12 protein-coding genes are annotated in these 23,885 nt (G+C 60.5%); 6 read left to right on the top strand and 6 right to left on the bottom strand.

The window, feature by feature from the left end; all coding sequences use genetic code 11:
- Window positions 1-447: 447 nt before the first annotated feature.
- A complete protein-coding gene (gene putA / locus AO068_RS04070) occupies window positions 448-4,401 on the top strand; it encodes a trifunctional transcriptional regulator/proline dehydrogenase/L-glutamate gamma-semialdehyde dehydrogenase (RefSeq protein WP_058407722.1) in 3,954 nt (1,317 codons plus the stop codon).
- 226 nt (window positions 4,402-4,627) lie between these two features.
- Window positions 4,628-6,430 carry an acyl-CoA dehydrogenase gene (locus AO068_RS04075; RefSeq protein ID WP_058407723.1) on the top strand — a complete coding sequence of 601 codons (1,803 nt, stop codon included), beginning with the start codon at window positions 4,628-4,630 and terminating at the stop codon, window positions 6,428-6,430.
- A gap of 21 nt (window positions 6,431-6,451) precedes the next feature.
- Here AO068_RS04075 and AO068_RS04080 read toward each other — a convergent pair whose 3' ends face one another.
- Window positions 6,452-9,097 (bottom strand): dermonecrotic toxin domain-containing protein, encoded by a 2,646-nt coding sequence (locus AO068_RS04080; RefSeq protein WP_058407724.1) that lies wholly within the window; start codon window positions 9,095-9,097, stop codon window positions 6,452-6,454.
- Window positions 9,098-9,581: 484 nt separating this feature from the next.
- On the opposite strand from AO068_RS04080, the gene AO068_RS04085 reads away from it, so the two are divergent.
- Both AO068_RS04085 and mscK read left to right on the top strand, forming a co-directional pair.
- Window positions 9,582-11,324 (top strand): potassium/proton antiporter, encoded by a 1,743-nt coding sequence (locus AO068_RS04085; protein ID WP_004666441.1) that lies wholly within the window; start codon window positions 9,582-9,584, stop codon window positions 11,322-11,324.
- Window positions 11,325-11,362: 38 nt separating this feature from the next.
- Window positions 11,363-14,752: a mechanosensitive channel MscK gene (gene mscK, locus AO068_RS04090; protein WP_058407725.1), complete on the top strand. Its 3,390-nt coding sequence runs from the start codon at window positions 11,363-11,365 to the stop codon at window positions 14,750-14,752.
- Window positions 14,753-14,821: 69 nt separating this feature from the next.
- Here the strand turns inward: mscK and AO068_RS04095 are convergent, their stop codons facing one another.
- From AO068_RS04095 to AO068_RS04115, 5 genes are read right to left on the bottom strand one after another with little or no spacing between them, the layout of a single operon-like run.
- Window positions 14,822-16,555: an acetyl/propionyl/methylcrotonyl-CoA carboxylase subunit alpha gene (locus AO068_RS04095; protein ID WP_058407726.1), complete on the bottom strand. Its 1,734-nt coding sequence runs from the start codon at window positions 16,553-16,555 to the stop codon at window positions 14,822-14,824.
- Entirely contained in the window at window positions 16,552-18,156 is a 1,605-nt protein-coding gene (locus tag AO068_RS04100) for a 5-oxoprolinase/urea amidolyase family protein (RefSeq protein WP_058407727.1), read from the bottom strand. Before AO068_RS04100 ends, AO068_RS04095 begins: the two co-directional genes overlap by 4 nt.
- Before the next feature lie 9 nt (window positions 18,157-18,165).
- On the bottom strand, window positions 18,166-18,963 hold the full coding sequence (locus AO068_RS04105) for a putative hydro-lyase (protein WP_058399855.1): 798 nt from the start codon (window positions 18,961-18,963) through the stop codon (window positions 18,166-18,168).
- Window positions 18,964-18,965: 2 nt separating this feature from the next.
- A complete protein-coding gene (locus AO068_RS04110; RefSeq protein WP_002551748.1) occupies window positions 18,966-19,730 on the bottom strand; it encodes a LamB/YcsF family protein in 765 nt (254 codons plus the stop codon).
- 15 nt (window positions 19,731-19,745) lie between these two features.
- A complete protein-coding gene (locus tag AO068_RS04115; protein WP_058399854.1) occupies window positions 19,746-20,978 on the bottom strand; it encodes an NRAMP family divalent metal transporter in 1,233 nt (410 codons plus the stop codon).
- Between the two features lie 253 nt (window positions 20,979-21,231).
- Here AO068_RS04115 and AO068_RS04120 point away from each other — a divergent pair, with 253 nt between their 5' ends.
- Window positions 21,232-21,897 (top strand): GntR family transcriptional regulator, encoded by a 666-nt coding sequence (locus AO068_RS04120; RefSeq protein WP_080395112.1) that lies wholly within the window; start codon window positions 21,232-21,234, stop codon window positions 21,895-21,897.
- A 138-nt stretch (window positions 21,898-22,035) separates the two neighbouring features.
- Window positions 22,036-23,499: a protein adenylyltransferase SelO gene (selO, locus tag AO068_RS04125; RefSeq protein ID WP_058407728.1), complete on the top strand. Its 1,464-nt coding sequence runs from the start codon at window positions 22,036-22,038 to the stop codon at window positions 23,497-23,499.
- Window positions 23,500-23,885 lie beyond the last annotated feature (386 nt).

Genomic DNA, 23,885 nt, shown 5'->3' on the forward strand with positions numbered 1-23,885 from the left:
AGTTCTGCCTTGGCATTGTTTTTATGTTGGCACCCGGTGCCAAAGGGAATAGCGACCGATATTCGGCGCATCCATACTTTTGCACCCGACACCGCGTTGACTGATCGCTCCGCAAGGATCGGCAATCAATTGCTGGCGGTTGCACCGCGGGAATGAATCCTATTAAACAAACCAAACAAGGTGCAACCCATTTCAACGTGCAAGTTGCACCTGTTACAAAAAAACCAATAAAGGCGTTTTTCTGCGCCATTTTAGGGCGTTTTCGGCCCTATCTACAAACAATCACGCACCAGCTCTGGGCAAAGCAACGCTATTGCGGCCTGCTTGCCGGGAATGTCACAAAATATTGTCGAAACAGGGTTGCACTCGGTTGCACCTGACCCCGTCACGGCGCTAATCTTTGCCAAAGCCGATGCCACCGCCGCGTGGCTATAATGAGGACAACACATGGCCACCACTACTCTAGGCGTCAAACTTGACGACCCGACCCGCGAGCGATTGAAAGCCGCCGCCCATTCGATCGACCGCACACCGCACTGGTTGATCAAGCAGGCGATTTTCAATTACCTGGAAAAACTGGAGAGTGGTGCAACCTTGCTGGAGCTCAATGGCGCGACTGGCAAAGACAGCGAAGACCGTGGCGAAGTGGCGGAAGACACTGGCCTGCAATGCTTTCTTGATTTTGCCGAGAGCATTCAACCGCAGTCGGTACTGAGGGCCGCCATCACCTCCGCCTACCGCCGCCCCGAGCAGGAAGTGGTGCCGATGCTGCTGGAGCAGGCGCGCCTGACCGCACCTGTTGCCGAAGCCACCAACAAGATGGCCGCGTCGATTGCCGAAAAGCTGCGTAACCAGAAAAGCGCTGGCGGCCGCGCTGGCATTGTTCAAGGCCTGTTGCAGGAATTTTCGCTGTCCTCGCAGGAAGGCGTTGCACTCATGTGCCTGGCCGAAGCGTTGCTGCGCATTCCGGACAAGGGCACGCGCGATGCCTTGATTCGCGACAAGATCAGCAACGGAAACTGGCAGCCGCATCTGGGCAACAGCCCGTCGCTGTTCGTCAACGCTGCCACCTGGGGCCTGCTGCTGACCGGCAAGCTGGTCGCCACTCACAACGAGGCAGGTCTCACATCTTCGCTGAGCCGCATCATCGGCAAGAGCGGCGAACCGATGATCCGCAAGGGCGTCGACATGGCCATGCGCCTGATGGGCGAGCAGTTCGTCACCGGCGAAACCATCGGCGAAGCCCTGGCCAATGCCAGCCGTTTTGAAGCCAAGGGCTTCCGCTATTCCTACGACATGCTGGGTGAAGCGGCGCTTACCGAGCATGATGCGCAGAAGTATCTCGCGTCCTACGAGCAGGCCATACACTCCATCGGCAAGGCCTCCCACGGCCGCGGTATCTACGAAGGCCCGGGCATTTCCATCAAGCTGTCGGCACTGCACCCGCGCTATAGCCGCGCCCAGTACGAGCGCGTGATGGAAGAACTGTACCCGCGCCTGCTGTCGCTGACCCTGCTGGCCAAGCAGTACGACATCGGCCTGAACATCGATGCCGAAGAGGCTGATCGTCTGGAGCTGTCACTGGATCTGCTCGAGCGCCTGTGCTTCGAACCGCAGCTGACTGGCTGGAACGGCATTGGCTTCGTGATTCAGGCTTACCAGAAGCGCTGCCCTTATGTGATCGATTACGTGATCGATCTGGCTCGGCGCAGCCGTCACCGCCTGATGATCCGTCTGGTCAAGGGCGCGTATTGGGACAGCGAGATCAAGCGCGCCCAGGTTGAAGGTCTGGAAGGCTATCCGGTGTACACGCGCAAGGTGTACACCGACGTCTCGTACATCGCCTGTGCCCGCAAGCTGCTGGCGGCACCAGAAGTCATTTACCCACAATTCGCCACACACAACGCCCACACCCTGGCGGCTATTTACCAGATCGCCGGGCAGAATTATTACCCAGGTCAGTATGAGTTCCAGTGCCTGCACGGCATGGGCGAGCCTTTGTACGAGCAGGTCGTAGGCAAGGTCGCAGACGGCAAGCTGAACCGTCCATGCCGCGTGTACGCTCCGGTCGGCACGCATGAAACGCTGTTGGCCTATCTGGTCCGTCGTCTGCTGGAAAACGGTGCCAACACGTCGTTCGTCAACCGGATTGCCGACCATTCGATCTCCATTCAGGAACTGGTGGCCGACCCGGTCAGCCAGATCGAACGCATGGCAACACAGGAAGGCGGTTTCGGCTTGCCGCACCCGCGCATTCCGCTGCCGCGCGACCTGTATGGCACCGAGCGCGCCAACTCCAGCGGCATCGACATGGCCAACGAGCATCGTCTGGCTTCGCTGTCCTCGGCCCTGCTCGCCACAGCGCACAATGACTGGAAAGCTGCTCCCATGCTCGGCTGCCCGGCCAGCGCAGGCACACTGACTGCCGCGTTGAACCCATCCGACCTGCGTGATGTGGTCGGTCATATTCAGGAAGCCTCGCTGCAGGATGTCGAGAACGCCATCCAGTGCGCCTTGAGCGCTGGCCCGATCTGGCAGGCAACACCGCCTGCCGAACGCGCCGCAATTCTGGAACGTGCTGCCGATTTGATGGAAAGCGACATCCAGCCCTTGATGGGCCTGCTGGTCCGCGAGGCGGGCAAGACCTTCGCCAACGCCATCGCCGAGGTGCGCGAAGCCGTCGACTTCCTGCGTTACTACGCCGTACAGGCGCGCAATGATTTCACCAACGACGCCCATCGTCCGCTGGGGCCGGTGGTCTGCATCAGCCCTTGGAACTTCCCGCTGGCAATTTTCAGCGGTCAGGTCGCTGCTGCACTGGCTGCGGGCAACCCGGTGCTGGCCAAACCGGCCGAGCAAACACCGTTGATTGCCGCCCAGGCCGTGCGCCTGCTGCTTGAAGCCGGCATCCCGGAAGGCGTCGTGCAATTGCTGCCGGGGCGCGGTGAAACCGTAGGTGCCGGGCTGGTCGGCGACGAACGCGTCAAAGGCGTGATGTTCACCGGTTCCACTGAAGTCGCCCGCCTGCTGCAACGCAATGTAGCCGGACGCCTGGATTCGCAGGGCCGCCCTATCCCGCTGATCGCCGAAACCGGCGGTCAGAACGCGATGATCGTCGACTCTTCGGCGCTGACCGAACAGGTTGTCATTGACGTAGTCTCTTCTGCGTTCGACAGCGCCGGGCAACGCTGCTCGGCACTGCGCGTGCTGTGCCTGCAGGAAGACTCTGCCGACCGCGTCATCGAAATGCTCAAGGGGGCGATGGCCGAGAGCCGTCTCGGCAACCCGGAGCGTCTGTCTGTAGACATCGGCCCGGTGATCGATGCCGAGGCCAAAGCGGGTATCGAGAAACACATCCAGGCCATGCGCGACAAAGGCCGTACGGTTTATCAGGTGGCCATTGCCGACAGCACAGAGCTCAAGCGCGGCACCTACGTGATGCCGACCCTGATCGAGCTGGAAAGCTTCGATGAGCTGCAACGCGAAATCTTCGGCCCGGTACTGCACGTGGTGCGCTACAAGCGCAAGGAACTCGGCCTGCTGATCGACCAGATCAACGCATCCGGCTACGGCCTGACCCTCGGCGTGCACACGCGCATCGACGAAACCATCGCCAAGGTCATCGACAACGTCAACGCAGGCAACGTCTATGTAAACCGTAACATCGTCGGTGCGGTGGTGGGCGTCCAGCCATTTGGTGGCGAAGGCCTGTCCGGTACCGGCCCTAAAGCCGGTGGCCCGCTGTACCTGTACCGCCTGCTGTCGACGCGTCCGCAGGATGCCATCGAGAAATCGTTCGTGCGCAGTGATGCACTGTCTGCTCCGGACACCCGCCTGCGTGACATCCTCAACAAACCGTTGCAAGCCTTGAAGACCTGGGCAGCCAGTAACCAGCAAGCCGAACTGGATGCCCTGTGCAGCCAATACGCCGAGCAATCGCAAAGCGGCATCACTCGCCAGCTGGCGGGCCCGACCGGCGAGCGCAACAGCTATGCGATTCTGCCGCGTGAACACGTGCTTTGCCTGGCGGATGACGAGAACGACCTGCTGATTCAACTGGCGGCCGTGCTGGCTGTCGGCAGTTCTGCCGTGTGGCCGGAAACAGACATCAGCAAGCCATTGCGCGCTCGTCTGCCAAAGGATGTGCAGGCACGCATCAAGCTGATCCCTGACTGGACCAAGGACGAAGTCGCCATCGACGCAGTCCTGCACCACGGCGACTCCGACCAGCTACGCGCCATCTGCCAGCAGATCGCCCAGCGCAGCGGTGCAATCGTCGGCGTCAATGGCCTGTCCCACGGCGAAACCAACGTGCCGCTGGAACGCCTGGTGATAGAGCGGGCATTGAGCGTCAACACCGCGGCGGCGGGTGGCAATGCGAGCCTGATGACGATCGGCTGATGCCGCTCGGTAACAGATGACGCAGAGCGTCAAGAAAGGCATTCCCATGCTGGAGCGTGCGGAACGAGAGGTGTCGGAAAGACACCGACCGTTCCCATGCTCTGGACGCTCCGCGTCCGCTCTCGATACCCCCCGCACACGCTCGACCATCACCCGAATCAATCTTGCTACCCTCCCTCCTCAACCCGACCTAGACTTGAGCCATTCCAAGAATAGGTACGCCATCATGTCCGAGTCGCTGCTCAGTTCCCGAAACCTGGCTTTCGAGCTGTATGAAGTGCTGGACGCCGAAGGGCTGACGCGGCGTGAGCGGTTTGCCGAGCATTCGCGGGAAACCTTTGATGCAGCGCTGGGGACGGCGCGTACTATCGCGGAAAAGTATTTTGCGCCGCACAACCGCAAGGCTGACGAAAACGAGCCGCGCTATGAAAATGGCGAAGCGATTCTGATCCCCGAGGTCAAGCCTGCTGTGGATGCGTTTCTCGCCGCTGGTTTTCTCAATGCATCGCGTGATTTTGAAGCGGGCGGCATGCAGTTGCCGACCCTACTGTCACAGGCCTGCTTTGCCCACTTTCAGGCAGCCAATGTCGGAACCACGGCCTACCCGTTCCTGAGCATGGGCGCGGCGAATCTGATTGAGAGTTTTGGCAACGACGAACAAAAACAGCGCTTTCTGCAACCGATGATCGAGGGGCGCTTCTTCGGCACCATGGCCCTGACCGAGCCACACGCAGGTTCGTCGCTGTCAGACATCCGCACCCGCGCCGAACCGGCAGACGACGGCACCTACCGGCTGCGTGGCAACAAGATTTTCATCTCGGGTGGTGATCACGCGCTTTCGGAAAATATCGTGCACATGGTATTGGCAAAACTGCCGGATGCCCCTGGCGGGGTCAAAGGTATCTCGCTGTTCATCGTGCCCAAGTTTCTGGTCAACGACGACGGCAGCCTCGGCAAGCGCAACGATGTGCTGCTGGCTGGCCTGTTTCACAAGATGGGCTGGAAAGGCACGACCTCCACCGCGCTGAATTTCGGCGATAACGGTGAGTGTGTCGGCTATCTGGTCGGCAAGCCTCATCATGGTTTGAGTTACATGTTCCAGATGATGAACGAAGCACGCATCGGCGTCGGCCTGGGCGCGGTCATGCTCGGCTATTCGGGGTATCTGTACTCTCTGGATTATGCCCGCGATAGACCTCAAGGTCGGCTGCCTGACAGCAAAAGCCCCGAGAGCACGCCTGTTCCGATCATTCAGCACGCCGACGTGCGGCGTATGCTGCTGACCCAGAAAGCGTATGTAGAAGGCGCGTTCGACCTGTGCCTGTATGCCTCGCGACTGTTCGACGACACACAGACCGGCGAAACCGACGACGCCCGCAAGCATGCCCATGAACTGTTGGACTTACTGACTCCGGTGGTCAAGTCCTGGCCTTCGGAGTTCTGCCTGAAGGCCAACGAGCTGGCGATTCAGGTTCTCGGTGGTCACGGCTATACCCGCGAATACCCCGTTGAGCAGTACTACCGCGATAACCGGCTTAATCCGATTCATGAAGGCACTCACGGCATTCAGTCGCTGGACCTGCTTGGTCGCAAGCTGGCGCAAAATGGCGGCACCGGCCTCAAGCAACTGCTGCGCCTGATATCCGACACATGCGAGCGGGCGCAGGTTTACGACTCACTTCATGAGCTGCGCCAACCTCTGGAGCAATTGGTCACTCATGTGCAGGCTGTCACCCTCGGTCTGCTGACCGATCTGGCGCAAGGCAGAATCACCAGTACGCTGGCCAATTCGGCGCTGTACCTCAAGGTATTCGGCCATACCATTATTGGCTGGCGCTGGCTGGAACAGGCGATTCGCGCTGAGGAAGGTCTGGGCAAAGGTCATTCGGCCGACAGCGACTTCTACAAGGGCAAGCTTCAAGCAGCCCGGTACTTCCTGACCTGGGAAGTACCGGGCTGCCATCACGAACTGAGCATTCTGGAAAACCGCGATGACACTTGCCTTGCCATGCGCGATGGCTGGTTTTAAATAAAACCGGGCGGCGCTTGATCAGTGAGGGCTGAACAGGTCAGTCATCGGGTTCTGTGGAAAGAACCGGTCGACCAATGCCTTGGCATCTGCCCCCAACTTGAGCGCGTATTGCTCTCGACTGAATGGCTCGCCCGTGCGCATATCGTAAAGCGCTCTTCCCTGAACCGGGCGATCGACCTCCTGCATCTGGACTTTCATGATGCGGTAAAACTCGCCGACCACTTCTTCGATACTCTCGATTTGAAAATAACAACCAGGCAAAAAGATCGATTCGGCCTCATCGGGCGAGGCTGAAAATGGCGCGATCGGCGTGGCCCTCAAATACCGTCCTTTGGGCAACACAAAGACCACCGAAGTATCATCGAACGTTATCGGCCCAATCACCGCGTTAGTAGGAGCGCCGGCTCGACTGCTGGCAAACGCGCTGACCACGTAGGGGTTTTCACTGAACGAAGTTATATCGGTATTGACCAGCACATCGCCGATCTTGATCTGCCCGCTGCGGAACACGGCACCCGAGGTACCCCGATCACCGCTGCCACCCCGATACAACTCGACATCATTGCTATAGCCCACTACCTGGATGTCATCGGCAAGACGCTCAATGAACCTTACCTGGTTGGAGCCCCTACGTTCGCCTGTACGCAGGAATCGATTGAACACCGTATCCTCCTGGGTATAGAGCATGATGTTAGCGCCGTAATAGTCATCCTCGCCCAGCTTGAATACCCTGTGTTTACCGTGCCACGGGTCCCGGTACACTTCATCGCCTTCGGGTGAAGAGTCAGACTCCAGAACATCGTCCGTGGTTGGCTCCCAGATATCCATGACCTCTTTCTGACGAGTCAGGGCTCTTTCTGCATAATATTGCTCATTGAATATGTCCGTTTGCAGGTACCTGTCCCAGAACGTTGAATGCACTGTTGCATAAGGTTTTCCTGGCGGGACTGATGAGCTGGTAGACGGCACCTGCGGATCCATAGGCGAGCCACCCTGCAAGCCAGGTGATTGAATCAGCGTCCATTCTCCGTCGAGCCCCAAGCGAACCGGCTTACTGCCAACGAACGCAAAAGGATTGTCAGGGTCAACGATAAGCCAGCACTGCTGTTGCTCACTGAACATCACGCGATACGGCAACCGCGCAAGCTTGATCCAGGTTTCGCCATTGCCCAACGAGTAAACGCCACGAAACCTGCCTTCCTCGGCTGAGGGCGTGAGGCTGTCCAGCAGCAGGTTGCCTTCCATGTTTTCCAGCGGATCGACAATCACGCCACTCTCCACAACTTCACTGGGGAGCGACACGACATCCGCCCGCACTAATGGCACAGGCTCAGGCATGGTACGAATGGACATCAGTAGCGGCAGATTAAAAAGCAGGTAAAGGGTGTTGATAATGGCACCCAATGCACCAGCGCGACGTTGCGCCGGGGTCTTGCCATTGATCGCCTGATCAATGTTCAACCCGGTATTGGCGAGGCCTGCGCCAACCAGCGTCAGAGCAATGGGCCACCCCAACGCGGCTAGCCCGCCAAAAGCCTGCATGAAGGCACTTAGATAACCGATCCACATCTGCTTGCGCAGATCGGCATTGGACGTCAGCAACTGATGCGCGTCGGCGGTCATGACCTGACGCGCGATATCACGCATATGAATAAAGGGATCACCCACGATGGGTGCCCGGGATTGATTGATAAGTCGAACATCGGCACGCCAGTCATGTGCGAGCAATTCACTGACCCCGCGCGCAAACCTGACGCCGTCTTGTGTTCGTGCCGCTTCGCCGCGCAGGAAATTGCCTGTCAGTGCCTTACCCACCTGCTCGCTCGCGAACTGCACCTTGAGCCAGTTGTACAGCGCGCGTTCGTTTTCGAACACCTGAAAAGGCTGCTCGGCATCAGGCCGGTAAATCACTTCCCGGCCATCAGCGATAACGATACGCAGCATGTCGTAAGTCTTGACGCCGTTGATATCCAGCGTATGCACCGAAAGGCCAGGCGTTCCCAAGGGCGAGTCCCGCAAGGCCTTCAGCGTCGCTGGCTGCGAGGGATCAGTGACGACGAATCGAGTGACGTGCTTGAAGTCGTCTGGCGAAAGCTGACCTTTGCGCAGGCAATTACCGGCTGCAACCAAATAGTGCGCTTTGGCCAGAATGCAAAAATTCTCACTGTGCGAACTCCAGAAACGCTCCATGCGGCGGGTGTACAGCGAGCTGAAATCCAGCGTCCACATTTCTGCCAGCAAAGTCTGCGGTAGCATGGGCACCTCGTTGCGCTCGTCGAACACCTCATGATCCGGACCGTCGGTATAAAAGCCGCCGTAGAGGGAAAGCTCATCACTGGCCTCTTGGTCGTGGGCGTTGAAGTTCTGCATGAGCAGTTCGATCAACGTCATCGATTGCAGCGGTTTGCCGGAATGCCGCCAGCCGGTAAATGTACGCGGGCTGCTGCTTGCGCTGCCGAAACGATGCCAATAGACCTTGTCGGGGTTGAACACCTTTTTCGTGTGCTGAAGCATGATCTTGCTGACTACGCTATAGGCCAGATCGTGCAGATCGGGGTAGTCGAAAACAAATTGCTTCGCGCGTTCACGCAGCAGTTGCTGATCGGTTTCAGGTATTTTCAGAGATTGGGTCGTCATGACTTCTTCCTGTATGAGAGAAGTCATGCACGTAATCACCCCTTACGGCATACGTGGCACTAACTATTTATAACGCGACCCTGCGCAGGCAGGCGCGTGAACTGATTCAGTCAGAGGCCCGACAGCAAAGGCAGCGGGTGACTGCAGATTGATCGGGTTCAGCCGTAAGTACTGACTCGCCCGCGCCCAGAACTCTGCATGCGGATTCAGGTAATCGCTAAATGAATTTCCGCCCTTCTGACTTGCTGCACTTTCATCGTCCATGATGAAAACCTTCTATAGCTGGAGCTCGACAAAAGGCCGCAAGAAGGCTTGGCTTGTGGCATATACGTCTGTGTCGACCGCCAGATTGCAACGAGTCACGTGCTCTGGAACGCCGAAGCTGCGTGATCCGCCGGAAATTGATCTTTGACAGCCAAGCAATTCAACAGGTTAAATCGCTTGGCATGCGGACTGCATGGTCAGTTTTCGCCCCTCTCGCTTCAATTCAGTTTTCTACGGAGTACCGCCCTTGGACGCCACCACCATCAACAGCCTGTTCCTGGTCGGCGCGTTGCTGGTAGCCGCAAGCATCCTGGTCAGTTCTCTTTCATCACGTCTGGGCATTCCGATCCTGGTCATCATCCTGGCCGTGGGTATGGTAGCGGGCGTGGATGGCGGCGGGATCATCTTCGATAACTACGCTACCGCGTACCTGGTCGGCAACCTTGCGCTGGCCGTCATTCTGCTTGACGGCGGGCTGCGCACCCGGGTGGCCAGTTTCCGGGTAGCGCTGTGGCCTGCCTTGTCGCTGGCGACGGTGGGCGTGCTTATCACCACGGTACTGACCGGCATGGTGGCTGCCTGGCTGTTCAATCTCAGCGTCATTCAGGGCCTGTTGATCGGCGCGATCGTCGGCTCCACAGACGCTGCTGCGGTGTTCTCCCTGCTGGGCGGCAAAGGCTTGAACGAGCGCGTTACCGCCAGCCTCGAGATCGAGTCGGGCAGCAACGACCCCATGGCGGTGTTCCTGACCGTCACCCTGATCGGCATGCTGGCCAGCGGTCAGACCGGCTTGCACTGGGGGCTGCTAGGGCACCTGATCCAGGAATTCGGTATCGGCAGTTTCATCGGCCTGGGCGGCGGCTGGATCCTGCTGCAGCTGGTCAACCGCATCAATCTGGCGGCCGGCCTGTACCCGATTCTGGTGATTGCCGGCGGCCTGGCGATCTTCGCCCTGACCAACGCTATCCACGGCAGCGGTTTTCTCGCGGTCTACCTGTGCGGGCTGGTGCTGGGTAACCGACCGATCCGCAGCCGCCACGGCATCCTGCACATGCTTGACGGCATGGCCTGGCTGGCACAGATCGGCATGTTTCTGGTGCTGGGCCTGCTGGTCACGCCCCACGACCTGCTGCCGATTGCAATACCGGCACTGGGCCTGGCGCTGTGGATGATTCTGGTGGCACGCCCGCTGTCGGTGATGGTCGGCCTGCTGCCGTTCAAGGCCTTCCATGGCCGCGAAAAAGCCTTTATCGCCTGGGTCGGCCTGCGCGGCGCGGTGCCGATCATCCTCGCCGTGTTCCCGCTGATGGCCGGGCTGCCCAATGCGCAGCTGTACTTCAACCTGGCGTTCTTTATCGTACTGGTCTCGCTGTTGCTGCAAGGCACCAGCCTGCCGTGGGTGGCCAAACTGTTGAAAGTGACGGTTCCGCCTGACCCTGCGCCTATTTCCCGGGCCGCACTGGAGGTGCACGTCACCAGTGAATGGGAGCTGTTCGTCTACCGTCTGGGCGCTGAAAAGTGGTGCATCGGTGCGGCGCTGCGTGAGCTGAAAATGCCTGAAGGCACGCGTATTGCCGCGCTGTTCCGGGGCCAGCAGTTGCTTCACCCGTCCGGCAGTACGACGCTGGAAGTGGGCGACCTGCTCTGTGTGATCGGTCACGAACATGATCTTCCGGCACTGGGCAAACTGTTCAGCCAGGCACCGCAACGTGGCCTGGACCTGCGCTTCTTCGGCGACTTCGTTCTTGAAGGCGATGCACGGCTGGGTGAAGTCGCGGCCCTGTATGGCCTGAAACTCGATGGCATTGACCCCGGAATGCCACTCAGCCAGTTCATCGTGCAGAAGAACCGCGGCGAGCCAGTGGTGGGCGACCAGATTGAATGGAATGGAACTATTTGGACAGTTGCCGTCATGGACGGGAACAAGATCCAGAAAGTGGGCGTCAAATTCCCCGAAGGAACCCGCCCGGGCCCCGGACTGTTCCTTTAAACTGCCAATCCACACGTATCATCATGCGACCGGTGTCTATGTTTTCCCTGCGTTCCATTTGTGCTGCCGCACTGTTTGCGCTTTGCCTGTCCACCTTCCCGGCGCTCGCCGCCGACCCGCCCAGCAGCGATGCCGTGCAGCAAAGCCTCGACAAGATTGCTGATCGCAAGCTGCCTGATGCCGAGCAGAAAGCGCTGCAACAGGTACTCGAGCAAACGTTGGCTTTTCTCGCCAGCAAGAAGGACAGCGAGCAGAAACTCGAAGCGCTCAAGCAACAACTGGCCCAGGCGCCAAAACAGACCTCGGAAAACCAGCGCGAGCTGGCCCGCCTGAAAGAAAGCAAAGTGGTACCCGTCGCCCAGCGCTACGGCGGCCTTGATGTGCCACAACTGGAGCAGCTTCTCAGCCAGCGCAGTACCCAGCAAAGCGACCTGCAAAGCGAACTCAACGACGCCAACAGCCTGGCCATCACCGCGCAGACCCGGCCTGAGCGGGCGCAGACTGAAATCAGCGCCAATCAGACGCGTATCCAGCAGATCAACGCCATCCTCAAGAGCGGCAAGGACAACGGCAAAACCCTGAGCGCCGACCAGCGCAACCTGCTCAATTCAGAACTGGCCTCGATCAACGCCCTCAACCTGCTGCGCCGTCAGGAACTGGCCGGCAACAGCCAGTTGCAGGACCTGGGCAATAGCCAGCATGACTTGCTGACCGAAAAGGTCGCGCGCCAGGAACAGGAAATTCAGGACCTGCAAACCCTGATCAACGACAAGCGTCGCGCCCAGTCGCAGAAAACGGTCGCCGACCTGTCCCTGGAAGCGCAAAAGTCCGGTGGCAGCAGCCTGCTGGCGACCGAAAGCGCCGCCAACCTCAAGCTGTCTGACTACCTGTTGCGCGGCACCGACCGCCTCAACGAGCTGACCCAGCAAAACCTCAAGACCAAACAGCAACTGGACAACCTGACCCAGACCGATCAAGCCCTCAGCGAGCAGATCAACGTGCTGAGCGGCAGCCTGCTGCTGTCCAAGATTCTCTACAAGCAGAAGCAGGCGTTGCCACATCTGGAGCTGGACAAGGGCCTGGCCGACGAAATCGCCAACATTCGTCTGTATCAGTTCGACATCAACCAGCAACGCGAACAGATGAGCACGCCGACCGCCTATGTCGAGAAGCTGCTCGCCACTCAACCGCCTGAAAACATTACCCCGCAACTGCGCCGCACGCTGCTGGACCTGGCCATCACCCGCAGCGACTTGCTGGAACGCCTCAATCGCGAGCTGAGCGCGTTGCTCAACGAGTCCATCACGCTGCAACTGAACCAGAAGCAGCTGACCAGCACCGCTCAGGGACTGCGCGCGACACTCGACGAGCAGATGTTCTGGATCCCCAGCAACAAGCCGCTGGACCTGGAATGGTTTCAGAATATCTGGCCGCGCCTGCAAAAGCAGATCGCCACCCTGCCCTGGACATCCAGCCTGAGCGAGCTGTCAGACGGTCTGACTCAGCGACCGCTGCTGTTCCTGCCCCTGCTGCTGTTGATCGGCGTACTGACCTGGCGGCGCAAGGCGCTGTATCAGAAGCTGAATCGCCTGCATGCCGACATCGGCCACTTCAAACGTGACAGCCAATGGAAAACGCCACTGGCGCTGCTGATCAACGTGCTGCTGGCCATGCCCGTGGCGCTGGGCCTGGCGCTGTGCGGCTATGCACTGCAAATCGATGCACGCGGGCAGAACGCCAACCTGGGTGAGGCATTGCTGCAGATCGCCCTCGCCTGGCTGGTGTTCTACACCGCCTACCGCGTACTCGCCCCATCTGGCGTTGCCCAGCTGCATTTCCGCTGGGAAACGGCGCAGGTCGAGTTCCTGCGTGGCTGGGTGCGTCGCCTCGGGCTGGTCGTTCTCGCCCTGGTGGCGGTGGTGGCCGTAGCCGAGCACCAGCCTGCCGCGCTGGCCGACGATGTGCTGGGGATCGGCGTGGTGCTGACCTGTTACGCTCTGATGACCTGGCTGCTCGCTCGCCTGCTGATCTCAAGCCCCACGCATCATAACGCTTCGCTGTTCCGCAAGACTGTCGGTGTGGTGTTCACGGCACTGCCCGTCGCACTCTTTCTGGCCGTGTGCTTTGGCTACTACTACACGGCGCTCAAGCTCAGCGACCGCCTGATCGACACCCTGTACCTGATGATGATCTGGCTGATGGTCGAGGCGACGTTCGTCCGCGGCCTGAGCGTCGCCGCCCGCCGCCTAGCCTACCAGCGTGCACTGGCCAAACGTCAGGCAGCCCGGGAAAACGGCGACAGCGACATTCCGGTCGAAGAGCCGAAACTGGACATCGAACAGGTCAACCAGCAGTCGCTGCGCCTGATTCGTCTGGCCCTGCTGGCCGGTTTCGTCGGTGCGCTGTACCTGGTCTGGGCCGAGCTGATCACCGTGTTCGCCTACCTGGACAACATCATCCTCTACGAATACACCAGCGGTACCGGTGCCAACATGAGTATGGTGCCGATCAGCCTGAGCGACTTCCTCGGTGCAGGGGTGATCATCGTCATCACCTTCGTGCTCGCCGGCAACCTGCCCGGCCTGCTGGAAGTGCTGGTGCTGTCACGCATGAACCTCGCGCAAGGCAGTGCCTACGCGACGACCACGCTGCTGTCGTACACCATCGCCGGTGTCGGCTTCGTGACAACGCTGTCAACGCTGGGCGTGAGCTGGGACAAATTGCAGTGGCTGGTCGCGGCGCTGTCGGTAGGGCTCGGGTTCGGCATGCAGGAGATCTTCGCCAACTTCATATCCGGCATCATGATCCTCTTCGAACGTCCGGTGCGGATCGGTGACACCATCACCATCGGCGCCCTGTCGGGGACGGTCAGCAAGATCCGCATCCGCGCAACGACCATCACTGACTTCGATCGCAAGGACATCATCGTCCCGAACAAGACCTTCATCACCGGCCAGCTCATCAACTGGTCGCTGACCGACACTGTCACCCGCGTAACGCTCAAGCTGGGCGTCGATTACGGCTCGGACCTGGATCTGGTGCGCTCCCTGCTGCTGCAAGCCGCCCGGGAAAACCCTCGGGTGCTGAAGGAACCAGAGCCGATCGTTTACTTCCTGAACTTCGGCGAAAGCACCCTCGACCACGAACTGCGCATGCACGTCCGCGACCTGGGCGACCGCAACCCGGTGCTGGACGAGATCAACCGCTTCATCAATCGCGAGTTCAAGAAGCAGCACATCAACATCTCGTTCCGCCAGATGGAGATCTACCTCAAGAACACCCAAGGCCTGGAATACAAACTGGTGCCCGCCGAGCCGAGCGACAAAACCGGAGCCCCGACCGGGCAAACAACGCTGCAACCGGTAAACACCAAAGTGGCCCCGGCGACCAAGGATGCACCGGAGCCGCCTGAGTTGCGGCTGGACTAAGGCGATTACTTTCTGCAACAGCACGCGTCAATCGGGTAACCGCCCGGTTGACGCGCGATTGCAATCAAATCAGGCCTCAACCCGACCAATCACCACCTTCGCCTCCAGATACCCGCCAGGCTCCTTGCTGATCTGCACGGTTCCGGCACACGGCGCCAGTATCGATGTTTCCATCTTCATCGCCTCCATAATGGCGATCACCTGTCCCTTCTCTACTGTCGCACCGTCTTCAACCGCCCAGGCATGCAGGTTGCCCGCGACCGGCGTCAGTACTGCGTGCGGGTCAGGGGCGTCGGCAGCTGGCTGGCTGGCGTCAGCCGGTGCGGCAGCGTTCAGGCTCATGCCGGCCAGCAGCGCGGCGGGCAGGCCCAGTTCGTGGCGTTTGCCGTCGATTTCAACGAAGGTGCGCAGCACGCCTGCATCGACTGGCGCAGCGTTGCGCGGTGCGATGGTGACGTGCTCGGCGAAGTCGGTTTCGATCCAGCGGGTGTGGACGGCGAAGGTATTGGCGGCGGTGAAGTCGTCGTGGGCCATGACGGCTCGATGGAACGGCAGCACGGTGGCGACGCCTTCCACTTTGAACTCGGCCAGGGCGCGGCGGGCGCGGCTGATAGCCTGTTCGCGGGTCGCGCCGGTGACGATCAGTTTGGCGATCATCGAATCGAAGTTCGCTGACACTCGCGAGCCTTCTGTCACGCCGGTGTCCAGGCGCACGCCCGGTCCGGACGGTGGCTGAAACACGTCGATGGTGCCCGGGGTCGGCAAAAAGCCGTTGCCTGCATCTTCGGCGTTGATGCGGAATTCGAAGCTGTGCCCGCGTGGTACAGGCGTACCATCGAACGACAGCGGCAGGCCGTCGGCCACGCGCAGTTGCTCGATGACCAGATCCACACCGCTGGTTTCTTCAGTCACCGGGTGTTCGACCTGCAAGCGCGTATTGACCTCCAGAAATGACAGGGTGCCGTCGCCACTGAGCAGGAATTCCACCGTACCGGCACCGACATAACCTGCCTCGGCACAAACCGCACGGGCAGAATCGTGGATGCGCTGGCGCAGTTCATCATTCAGGTAAGGCGCTGGGGCTTCTTCGATCAGCTTCTGGTTGCGGCGTTGCAGCGAGCAGTCGCGGGTGCCGACGACGATTACGCGGCCGTGGCGGTCGGCGATGATCTGCGCTTCGATATGACGAGGACGGTCCAGAAAGCGTTCGACAAAGCATTCGCCACGGCCAAACGCGGTTACTGCCTCGCGTACGGCAGACTCGTACAGTTCGCTGACTTCATCCAGCTTCCAGGCCACCTTTAAGCCTCGACCACCGCCGCCAAAGGCGGCCTTGATGGCAATCGGCAGGCCGTGCTGCTCGGCGAACGCAAGCACCTCAGAGGCATCTTTCACCGGGTTTTCAGTACCGGCTACCAGCGGCGCACCGACTTTCAAGGCGATGCGCCGGGCCTGCACCTTGTCACCCAATGCGTCGATGGTTGCAGGGTCCGGGCCGATCCAGGTCAGGCCGGCGTCGATCACGGCGCGGGCAAAGTCGGCGCGCTCCGAGAGGAAGCCATACCCCGGGTGAACCGCGTCGGCACCGGCACGAGCAGCCACTGCCAGCAGTTTTTCGATGTTCAGATAGGTGTCGGTCGGGCGCTCACCTTGCAGCCCATAGGCTTCATCGGCTTGAAGCACATGCAGCGCGTCGATATCGGCATCGGCATACACGGCCACCGAGGCAACCCCATAGTCACGGCAGGCGCGGGCAATGCGCACGGCAATTTCGCCACGGTTGGCAATCAGAACCTTTTTCATCTGTTATTGGTCTCGTCTGAAGTGGCGGGGCGCACTGGCTCGAAGGCGCTCAGCGGGTTGAAACGAATGCGGGCATTGACCGGAATCTGCCCGGCCTTGTCCAGGTGATAGGTAGCGACTGCGCCGATGACCGGGTAACCGCCGGTCAACGGGTGGTCCGCCAGAAACAGTACCGGCTGGCCACTGGGCGGTACCTGAATGGCACCGACCGTGGTGCCCTCGCTGGGCAGTTCGCCACTGACGGCGCGCGCAAGCGACTGCTCGCCCGCCAGGCGGATACCGATACGGTTGGATTGCGGCGTAACCAGCCAGGTTTGCTGCGCAAGCAACGCCTGCGCCTCGGCGGTGAACCAGTCGCTGCGCGGCCCCATGACCACATCCAGGGTAATGACCTGATCATTGCGCGGCATGTCGAAGGCCGGTTGTTCGCCAGTCGACACCGCAGCGCCGCCGGTTCTGCACTTGAAGCCCAGCCGGTCGCCAGCCGCCAGCGCTGCGGGTCCGACCTGGGCCAGCGTGTCAGTGGACAGACTGCCCAGCACCGGCTCGTGGACAAAACCACCGCGAACGGCCAGATAACTGCGCAAGCCTGCGATGGGCGAACCGATGCTCACCTGATCGCCGCTCTGCAACGAAAACGGCGCGTAAAGCGGCGGCTGCATGCGTTGGCCATCAGCCGTCAGCACCTCGACAGGCGCCTGAGCACCGGTAACCGCTACCACCGCCTGGCCCTGACAGGTAAACGTCAGGCCACCCATGAGAATTTCCAGACAAGCAGTGCCTGGCTCGTTGCCTACTGCGCGATTGGCCGCACGCAATGCGCCGCGATCCAGCGCACCCGATGCGGAAACACCCTGCCCTGCCCGACCGGGACGCCCCAGGTCCTGAAACAGGGTCTGCAGACCCGGCGTAACGACTTGCAGATAGTCTTCGGTGATTGTCGACGCCTGCTGACGAACGGGCGCAGCCACCGAAACGCTGGTCACGGGCAGCGGACCCGCGTCTTGAAAGCGCACGCGATAGCCAGGCTGAAGCAAGGCTGGCTCGTCGCGGCCCAGGTCCCACATTTTTGAGTGAGTCACGCCGATGATCTGCCAGCCTCCGGGGCTGGCCTGTGGATAAACACCGCTGAAGCCACCGGCCAACGCCACTGCGCCAGCCGGAATGCGCGTGCGCGGCGTGCTGCGCCGCGGCACCACAAAGCCGGCACCGCCACTGAGGTAGGCAAAACCGGGCGCAAAGCCGCAGAAGGCAACGTTGTAGTCGCTGCCGGTGTGGCGCTTGATCACTTCGTCAACGCTGATGTCCAGCTCGCGGGCCACATCAGCCAAGTCTTCACCGTTGTAATGCACGGGTATTTCAATCAGCTTGCCGGGCTCGCGAGCGCTGCCGCGAATGTCACGCGAGGCAATCTGCGCCGCAAGCGCCTCGAAACCGATGGCGGACGGGCGAAAATGCACCAGCAACGTCCGGGCCGCCGGAACGATTTCCTCCACGCCTGCGATGGGCCTCTGCTGTAACGATTCGAACAGGGCCAGAGTCTCGTCCAGGTTCGACAGTTCAACCAGGAGCGCGTCCAGGTTGGCCGGGTAGAAACGCATGAGCCTCTCCTATACGTGGTAGTAGCTGTCCGGAATATCGGTAATGAACATGTGCCCCGGTGCGTGGGAAATCGCAAACGGCACACGGGACGCCATGACCACCGCCTGCGGGGTCACGCCGCAGGCCCAGAACACCGGAATCTCGCCGGGCTTGATGCTCACGGCATCGCCGAAGTCCGGATGCGCGAGGTCCTTGATGCCAAGCAGCTCAGGTTCGCCGACATGCACCGGGGCGCCGTGCACGCCGGGGTAGCGCCCGGTGATCCTTGCTGCCTCGGCAACCCGGTCGGCAGCGATGGGCCGCATCGACACCACCATGTTTCCCTGCAAGCGCCCGGCAGGTCGACAGACACGATTGCTGCGGTACATCGGTACGTTGCAGCCTTCGCTGATGTGACGCACATCGATCCCGGCGTTCATCAGGTCGGTCTCGAAGGTGAAGCTGCAACCGATCAGAAAACTGACCAGATCGCCGTGCTGCGCCCAGATTTCGCTGGCGTCGCTGACTTCTTCAGCCAGTTGCCCATCACGCCAGACCCGATACAACGGCAGGTCGGTGCGCAGGTCGGCCTGTTCGGCCAGTAGCGTGGTGTAGCTGCCAGGCTCGGTCACATCCAGCACCGGGCAGGCTTGCGGATTGCGCTGGGCGAACAGCAGAAAGTCATAGGCCCAGTCGCGCGGCAGCGTGATCATGTTGCACTGGGTCAGACCGGGGGCCTGACCCGCGGTCGGCGAAACAAACCCTTGTCGATAGCGGGTACGTGCCTCGATAGCCGCCTGACGGGCGTGTTGCAAGGTGTTGTTCATGGTCAGCCCCGGTTGAATGCGCGGACGGTAACGCCTGCGTCGTGCAAACGGTCTTTCAGAATGCGGGCGATGTTCACCGCGCCCGGACTGTCGCCGTGTACGCAGATAGAATCGGCTTGCAGACTGATTTCGCGGCCGTCTTCAGCCTCGATAACCCCGTCGCGCACCAGACGCAGCATGCGTTCGGCGATCAGTTCGGCATCGTGCAGCACGGCACCGGGCCGCGAACGGGAGACCAGCGTGCCTTCAGCGGTGTAGGCCCGGTCGGCGAACGCTTCGGCAACGCACGCGAGTCCAGCTTCCCGCGCCCAGCCGAGCAGTGGCGAATTGGCCAGACACACCAGCTTCAGCGCAGGGTCGATGCGCAACAGCGCCTGAATGACCGCCGCCGCCTGGCGCTGATCGCCAGCGATGGTGTTGTACAGCGCGCCGTGAGGTTTGACGTATGTCACGCTGGTACCGGCGCTGCGCGCCAGGCCCTGAAGCGCGCCGATCTGATAAATGACGTCGGCCGTCAACTGGTCGCTCGGGATGTCCATGTTGCGACGGCCAAACCCGACGAGGTCCGGGTAAGCCACATGCGCACCAATGGCAACGCCGCGGGCCGCAGCGGCCTCGAGGGTACGGAGGATGCCGGCCGGATCGCCAGCATGAAAACCGCAGGCCACGTTGGCACTGCTGACCACATCGAGAATCGCCTCGTCGTCGCCCATGCTCCAGGCGCCGAAGCTTTCACCAAGGTCACTGTTGAGGTCTATTGCAGGCATTTTTATTCTCCGAAATCAGGCTGCATTGATGAAGGCAAAGATGGCTCCCGCCGATTTGAACGCCATGTACCACGACAGCAGACAGGTCAGCACGCCCAGCACCAATAGCCAGCGCGGGTAGTGGTAGCCGTCCATCATGTCGGACCGGCGCCAGCCGACGTACATGAAAATGCTCAGGCCCAGTGGCAGGATCAAACCGTTGAAGCCCCCGGCAAAGACCAGCAGCGCGGCCGGTGGTTTGCCCCACATGACGTATACGACCACGGTGATCAGGATAAAGCCGACAGTTGCCAGGTTGCGCACGCGCTCGGTGATGCGTTTGGAAAATACCGTGATGAACGACATCGAAGTATAGGACGCGCCGATCACGCTGCTGATGCCGGCCGCCCAGAGCACCAGGCCGAACATGATCAGGCCGAAGTTGCCAGCGGCAGCGGTGAACGCCTGGGCCGCAGGGTTTGCGCCCTGGCCGGATACATCGATGACAACGCCGCTGGCGACCACGCCGAGGATTGCCAGAAACAGTATGTAACGGACAACCCCGGTGACCAGAATACCGGTCAACGCCGCCTTGGACACTACATCGATGTTCTCGACCCCGACGGTGCCGCGATCCAGCAAGCGGTGAGCACCGGCATAAGTGATATAGCCGCCGACCGTGCCGCCGACGATGGTGGTGATGGCGGCGAAATCGACCATGTCCGGCAATACCGTCTGACGCAGCGCCTCGCCCAGCGGCGGATGCGAGGCGAAGGCAGCGAACAGGATCAGGCAGACTTTCAAGGTACCCAGCACCATCATGATGCGATCCATCGCAATACCCGCACGGTGCGACGAGAAGATCGCAATGGCGATCAGCGCGCTCAAGGCGCCACCCCATTTGGGGTCAAGGCCGATCAAGGCATTCAACCCCAGCCCTGCACCGGCAATGTTGCCCAGACTGAATACCAGCCCGCCGAAAATGACCAGCACCGCCAGCAGGTAACCACTGCCGGGGATCGCCGCGTTGGCCAGATCCGATGCGCGCATTCTGGTCAGCGTGACAATGCGCCAGACATTCAACTGCACCACGAAGTCGATCAGGATCGACGCCAGAATGCCGAAGGCAAACGCCGCCCCCAGGGTCGCGGTGAAGGTGGCTGTCTGGGTCAGAAAGCCTGGGCCGATGGCAGAGGTCGCCATCATGAAGATCGCGGCGATCAATGAGGCGCGACGCGCCTTGGTGAACTCATTGGCAGTCTGTGTCACGGCGGCATTCCTGAGATGAGAGGTAACCTGCCAGAGCAATGAGCATGCCAAAGGGCATTAAACAGCGCCAAGTTGTAGATACATAAAGATAATATTGTTGAACAATCCATATCTTATGGATCAACAATACGCACCATATTGTTACGCTTGAACTCAAGTGTGCTACCTGATGAAGCATCGGATGGCCTTCGTCCTTGCCAGCCAATGAGCTGTCGTGGAATATCGACTCGGCTTTTCCTTATCCGGACCCTTTATGAACGACGCTGCTTCTCTCCTCCCTCGTACGCTTGGAGAATCAATAACCACAGAGCTTCGCAGAATGCTGGTCGAGGGTGAGCTGGTTCCCGGTCAACGTCTTTCGGAAGCGGCGCTGGCCGAAAGCCTGCAGATTTCCCGCAATACCTTGAGAGAAGCCTTCAGAATTCTGACCCGCGAGGGTTTGCTCACTCATGAACCCAACCGCGGCGTGACCGTGGCCAAGCCTGATATGGCCTCGATCATCGATATTTATCGCATCCGGCGCTTCATCGAATGCAGGGCGATTGCCCAGGCATATCCGCAGCATCCTGGCGTGCAGAACATGCGCAATGCGGTCGAGGCAGGCGTGCGCGCCCGTGAAGCCAATGACTGGATGGCCGTGGGCACCGCCAACATGAAGTTTCACAAGGCCATCGTCGAACTGTCCGACAGCCCGCGACTGGTAGCGTTTTATGCGCAGATCTCGGCAGAATTGCGCTTGGCTTTCGGGCTGCTCAACAATCCGGAATTGCTCCACTCGCCCTACCTGGACATGAATGCTGCCGTGCTCGGCCGCCTCGACGCTGGCAAGACCGATGAAGCGACCCATATGCTCGAAGAATATCTGGTGCAATCGGAGCGCACGATTCTAGCCGCCTACGAGCGAACCCGGGCCCGGTAGTCCGGGCGTCTACCTGATCGCCAGAACTACCACCCCGGGACCCGGTCTACGGGTTCTGACCGTTGCAACACGCCCGACGAGCCAGGCAGGCCGCCGCTTCGTTGAAAGCCTGAAATCCCCCTCTGGAGGCGCTACGTTTTGAAAGCACTCGACGAACTCATTTTCGACAACCGCTTTGCCCGTCTGGGCGATGCGTTCTCCACCTCCGTGCTGCCTGAGCCCATCGAAACGCCGCGGCTTGTGGTTGCAAGCCAGTCAGCACTGGCACTGCTGGACCTGGCCCCTGAACAAGCCGATCTGCCACTGTTCGCGGAGATATTCAGCGGCCACAAGCTGTGGTCCGAAGCCGAGCCGCGAGCGATGGTTTATTCCGGCCATCAGTTTGGCTCCTACAACCCGCGCCTGGGCGACGGTCGCGGGCTGTTGCTAGGCGAGGTGTATAACGACGCCGGCGAGCACTGGGACCTGCACCTCAAAGGCGCAGGCCGCACACCGTATTCACGGATGGGTGACGGGCGCGCCGTACTGCGCTCGTCGATCCGCGAGTTTCTGGCCTCCGAAGCCCTGCACGCGCTGGGCATCCCCAGCAGCCGCGCGGGGTGTGTGGTCAGCTCCAGCACGCCGGTGTGGCGCGAAACCCAGGAACATGCAGCCATGGTGCTGCGTCTGGCGCAGAGCCATGTGCGCTTCGGCAGTCTGGAGTACTTCTTCTACACCAAACAGCCAGAGCAGCTGAAGACGCTGGCCGAACATGTGCTGACGATGCATTACCCGCATTGCCAGGAACAGCCCGAGCCGTATCTGGCGATGTTCCGCGAAATCGTCGAGCGTAACGCCGAGCTGATTGCCAAGTGGCAGGCCTACGGCTTCTGTCATGGCGTGATGAACACCGACAACATGTCGATTCTGGGCATTACCTTCGATTTCGGACCGTTCGCGTTTCTGGACGATTTCGATGAGCACTTCATCTGCAACCATTCCGATCACGAAGGTCGCTACTCCTTCAGCAATCAGGTGCCTATCGCGCAATGGAACCTGAGCGCACTGGCGCAGGCGCTGACACCGTTCATCAGCGTGGAAGCGTTACGCGAGACCATCGGCTTGTTCCTGCCGCTTTATCAAGCGCACTACCTGGACCTGATGCGTCGTCGACTGGGCCTGACCATTGCCCAAGAGCAGGACGAACAACTGGTCAGCCAATTGTTGAAGCTGATGCAGAACAGTGGCGTGGACTACACCCTGTTTTTCCGCCGCCTGGGCGATCAGCCCGCCGCAGAAGCGCTGCGCACATTGCGCGACGACTTTGTCGACATCAAGGGTTTCGATGGCTGGGCAGAAGCGTATCTGGCGCGTATTGCCCTCGAGGACAACGGCACCGAGCAGGAGCGTCAAACCCGCATGCACGCGGTCAATCCGCTATACATACTGCGCAACTACCTGGCCCAGAACGCTATCGCCGCAGCGGAAAAAGGTGACTATGCAGAAGTCCGCCGTCTGCATCAGGTGCTCTGCACGCCCTTCACCGAACAACCCGGAATGGAAGGCTACGCCCAGCGACCACCGGACTGGGGCAAGCATCTGGAAATCAGCTGTTCGTCGTGAGGCTTTTGGTCCCCTATCGTGCCCATGCTCACCGTGCTCTGCGTCCTGCCTTGAGTGTGCGGCGCGGCATAGATCTGTGACGCGGAGCGTCACGCACGGCATTCCCACGCTGGAGCGTGAGGAACGATAATCCTGTAACTATCGTGCGGCGCTCCGCGTCGCATGCCGTTCTGGACGCTCTGCGTCCGATCCTGACTGTGCGGTGCGGCGCAGATTTGTGACGCGGAGCATCACACACGGCATTCCCACGCTGGAGCGTGAGGAACGATAATCCTGTAACTATCGTGCGGCGCTCCGCGTCGCATGCAGTTCTGGACGCTCCGCGTCCTATCCGGAATGTGCGGCGCGGCACAGATCTGTGACGCGGAGCGTCACGCACGGCATTC

The organism is Pseudomonas sp. ICMP 3272 (assembly GCF_001466905.1).
Classification (GTDB): Bacteria; Pseudomonadota; Gammaproteobacteria; order Pseudomonadales; family Pseudomonadaceae; genus Aquipseudomonas; species Aquipseudomonas amygdali.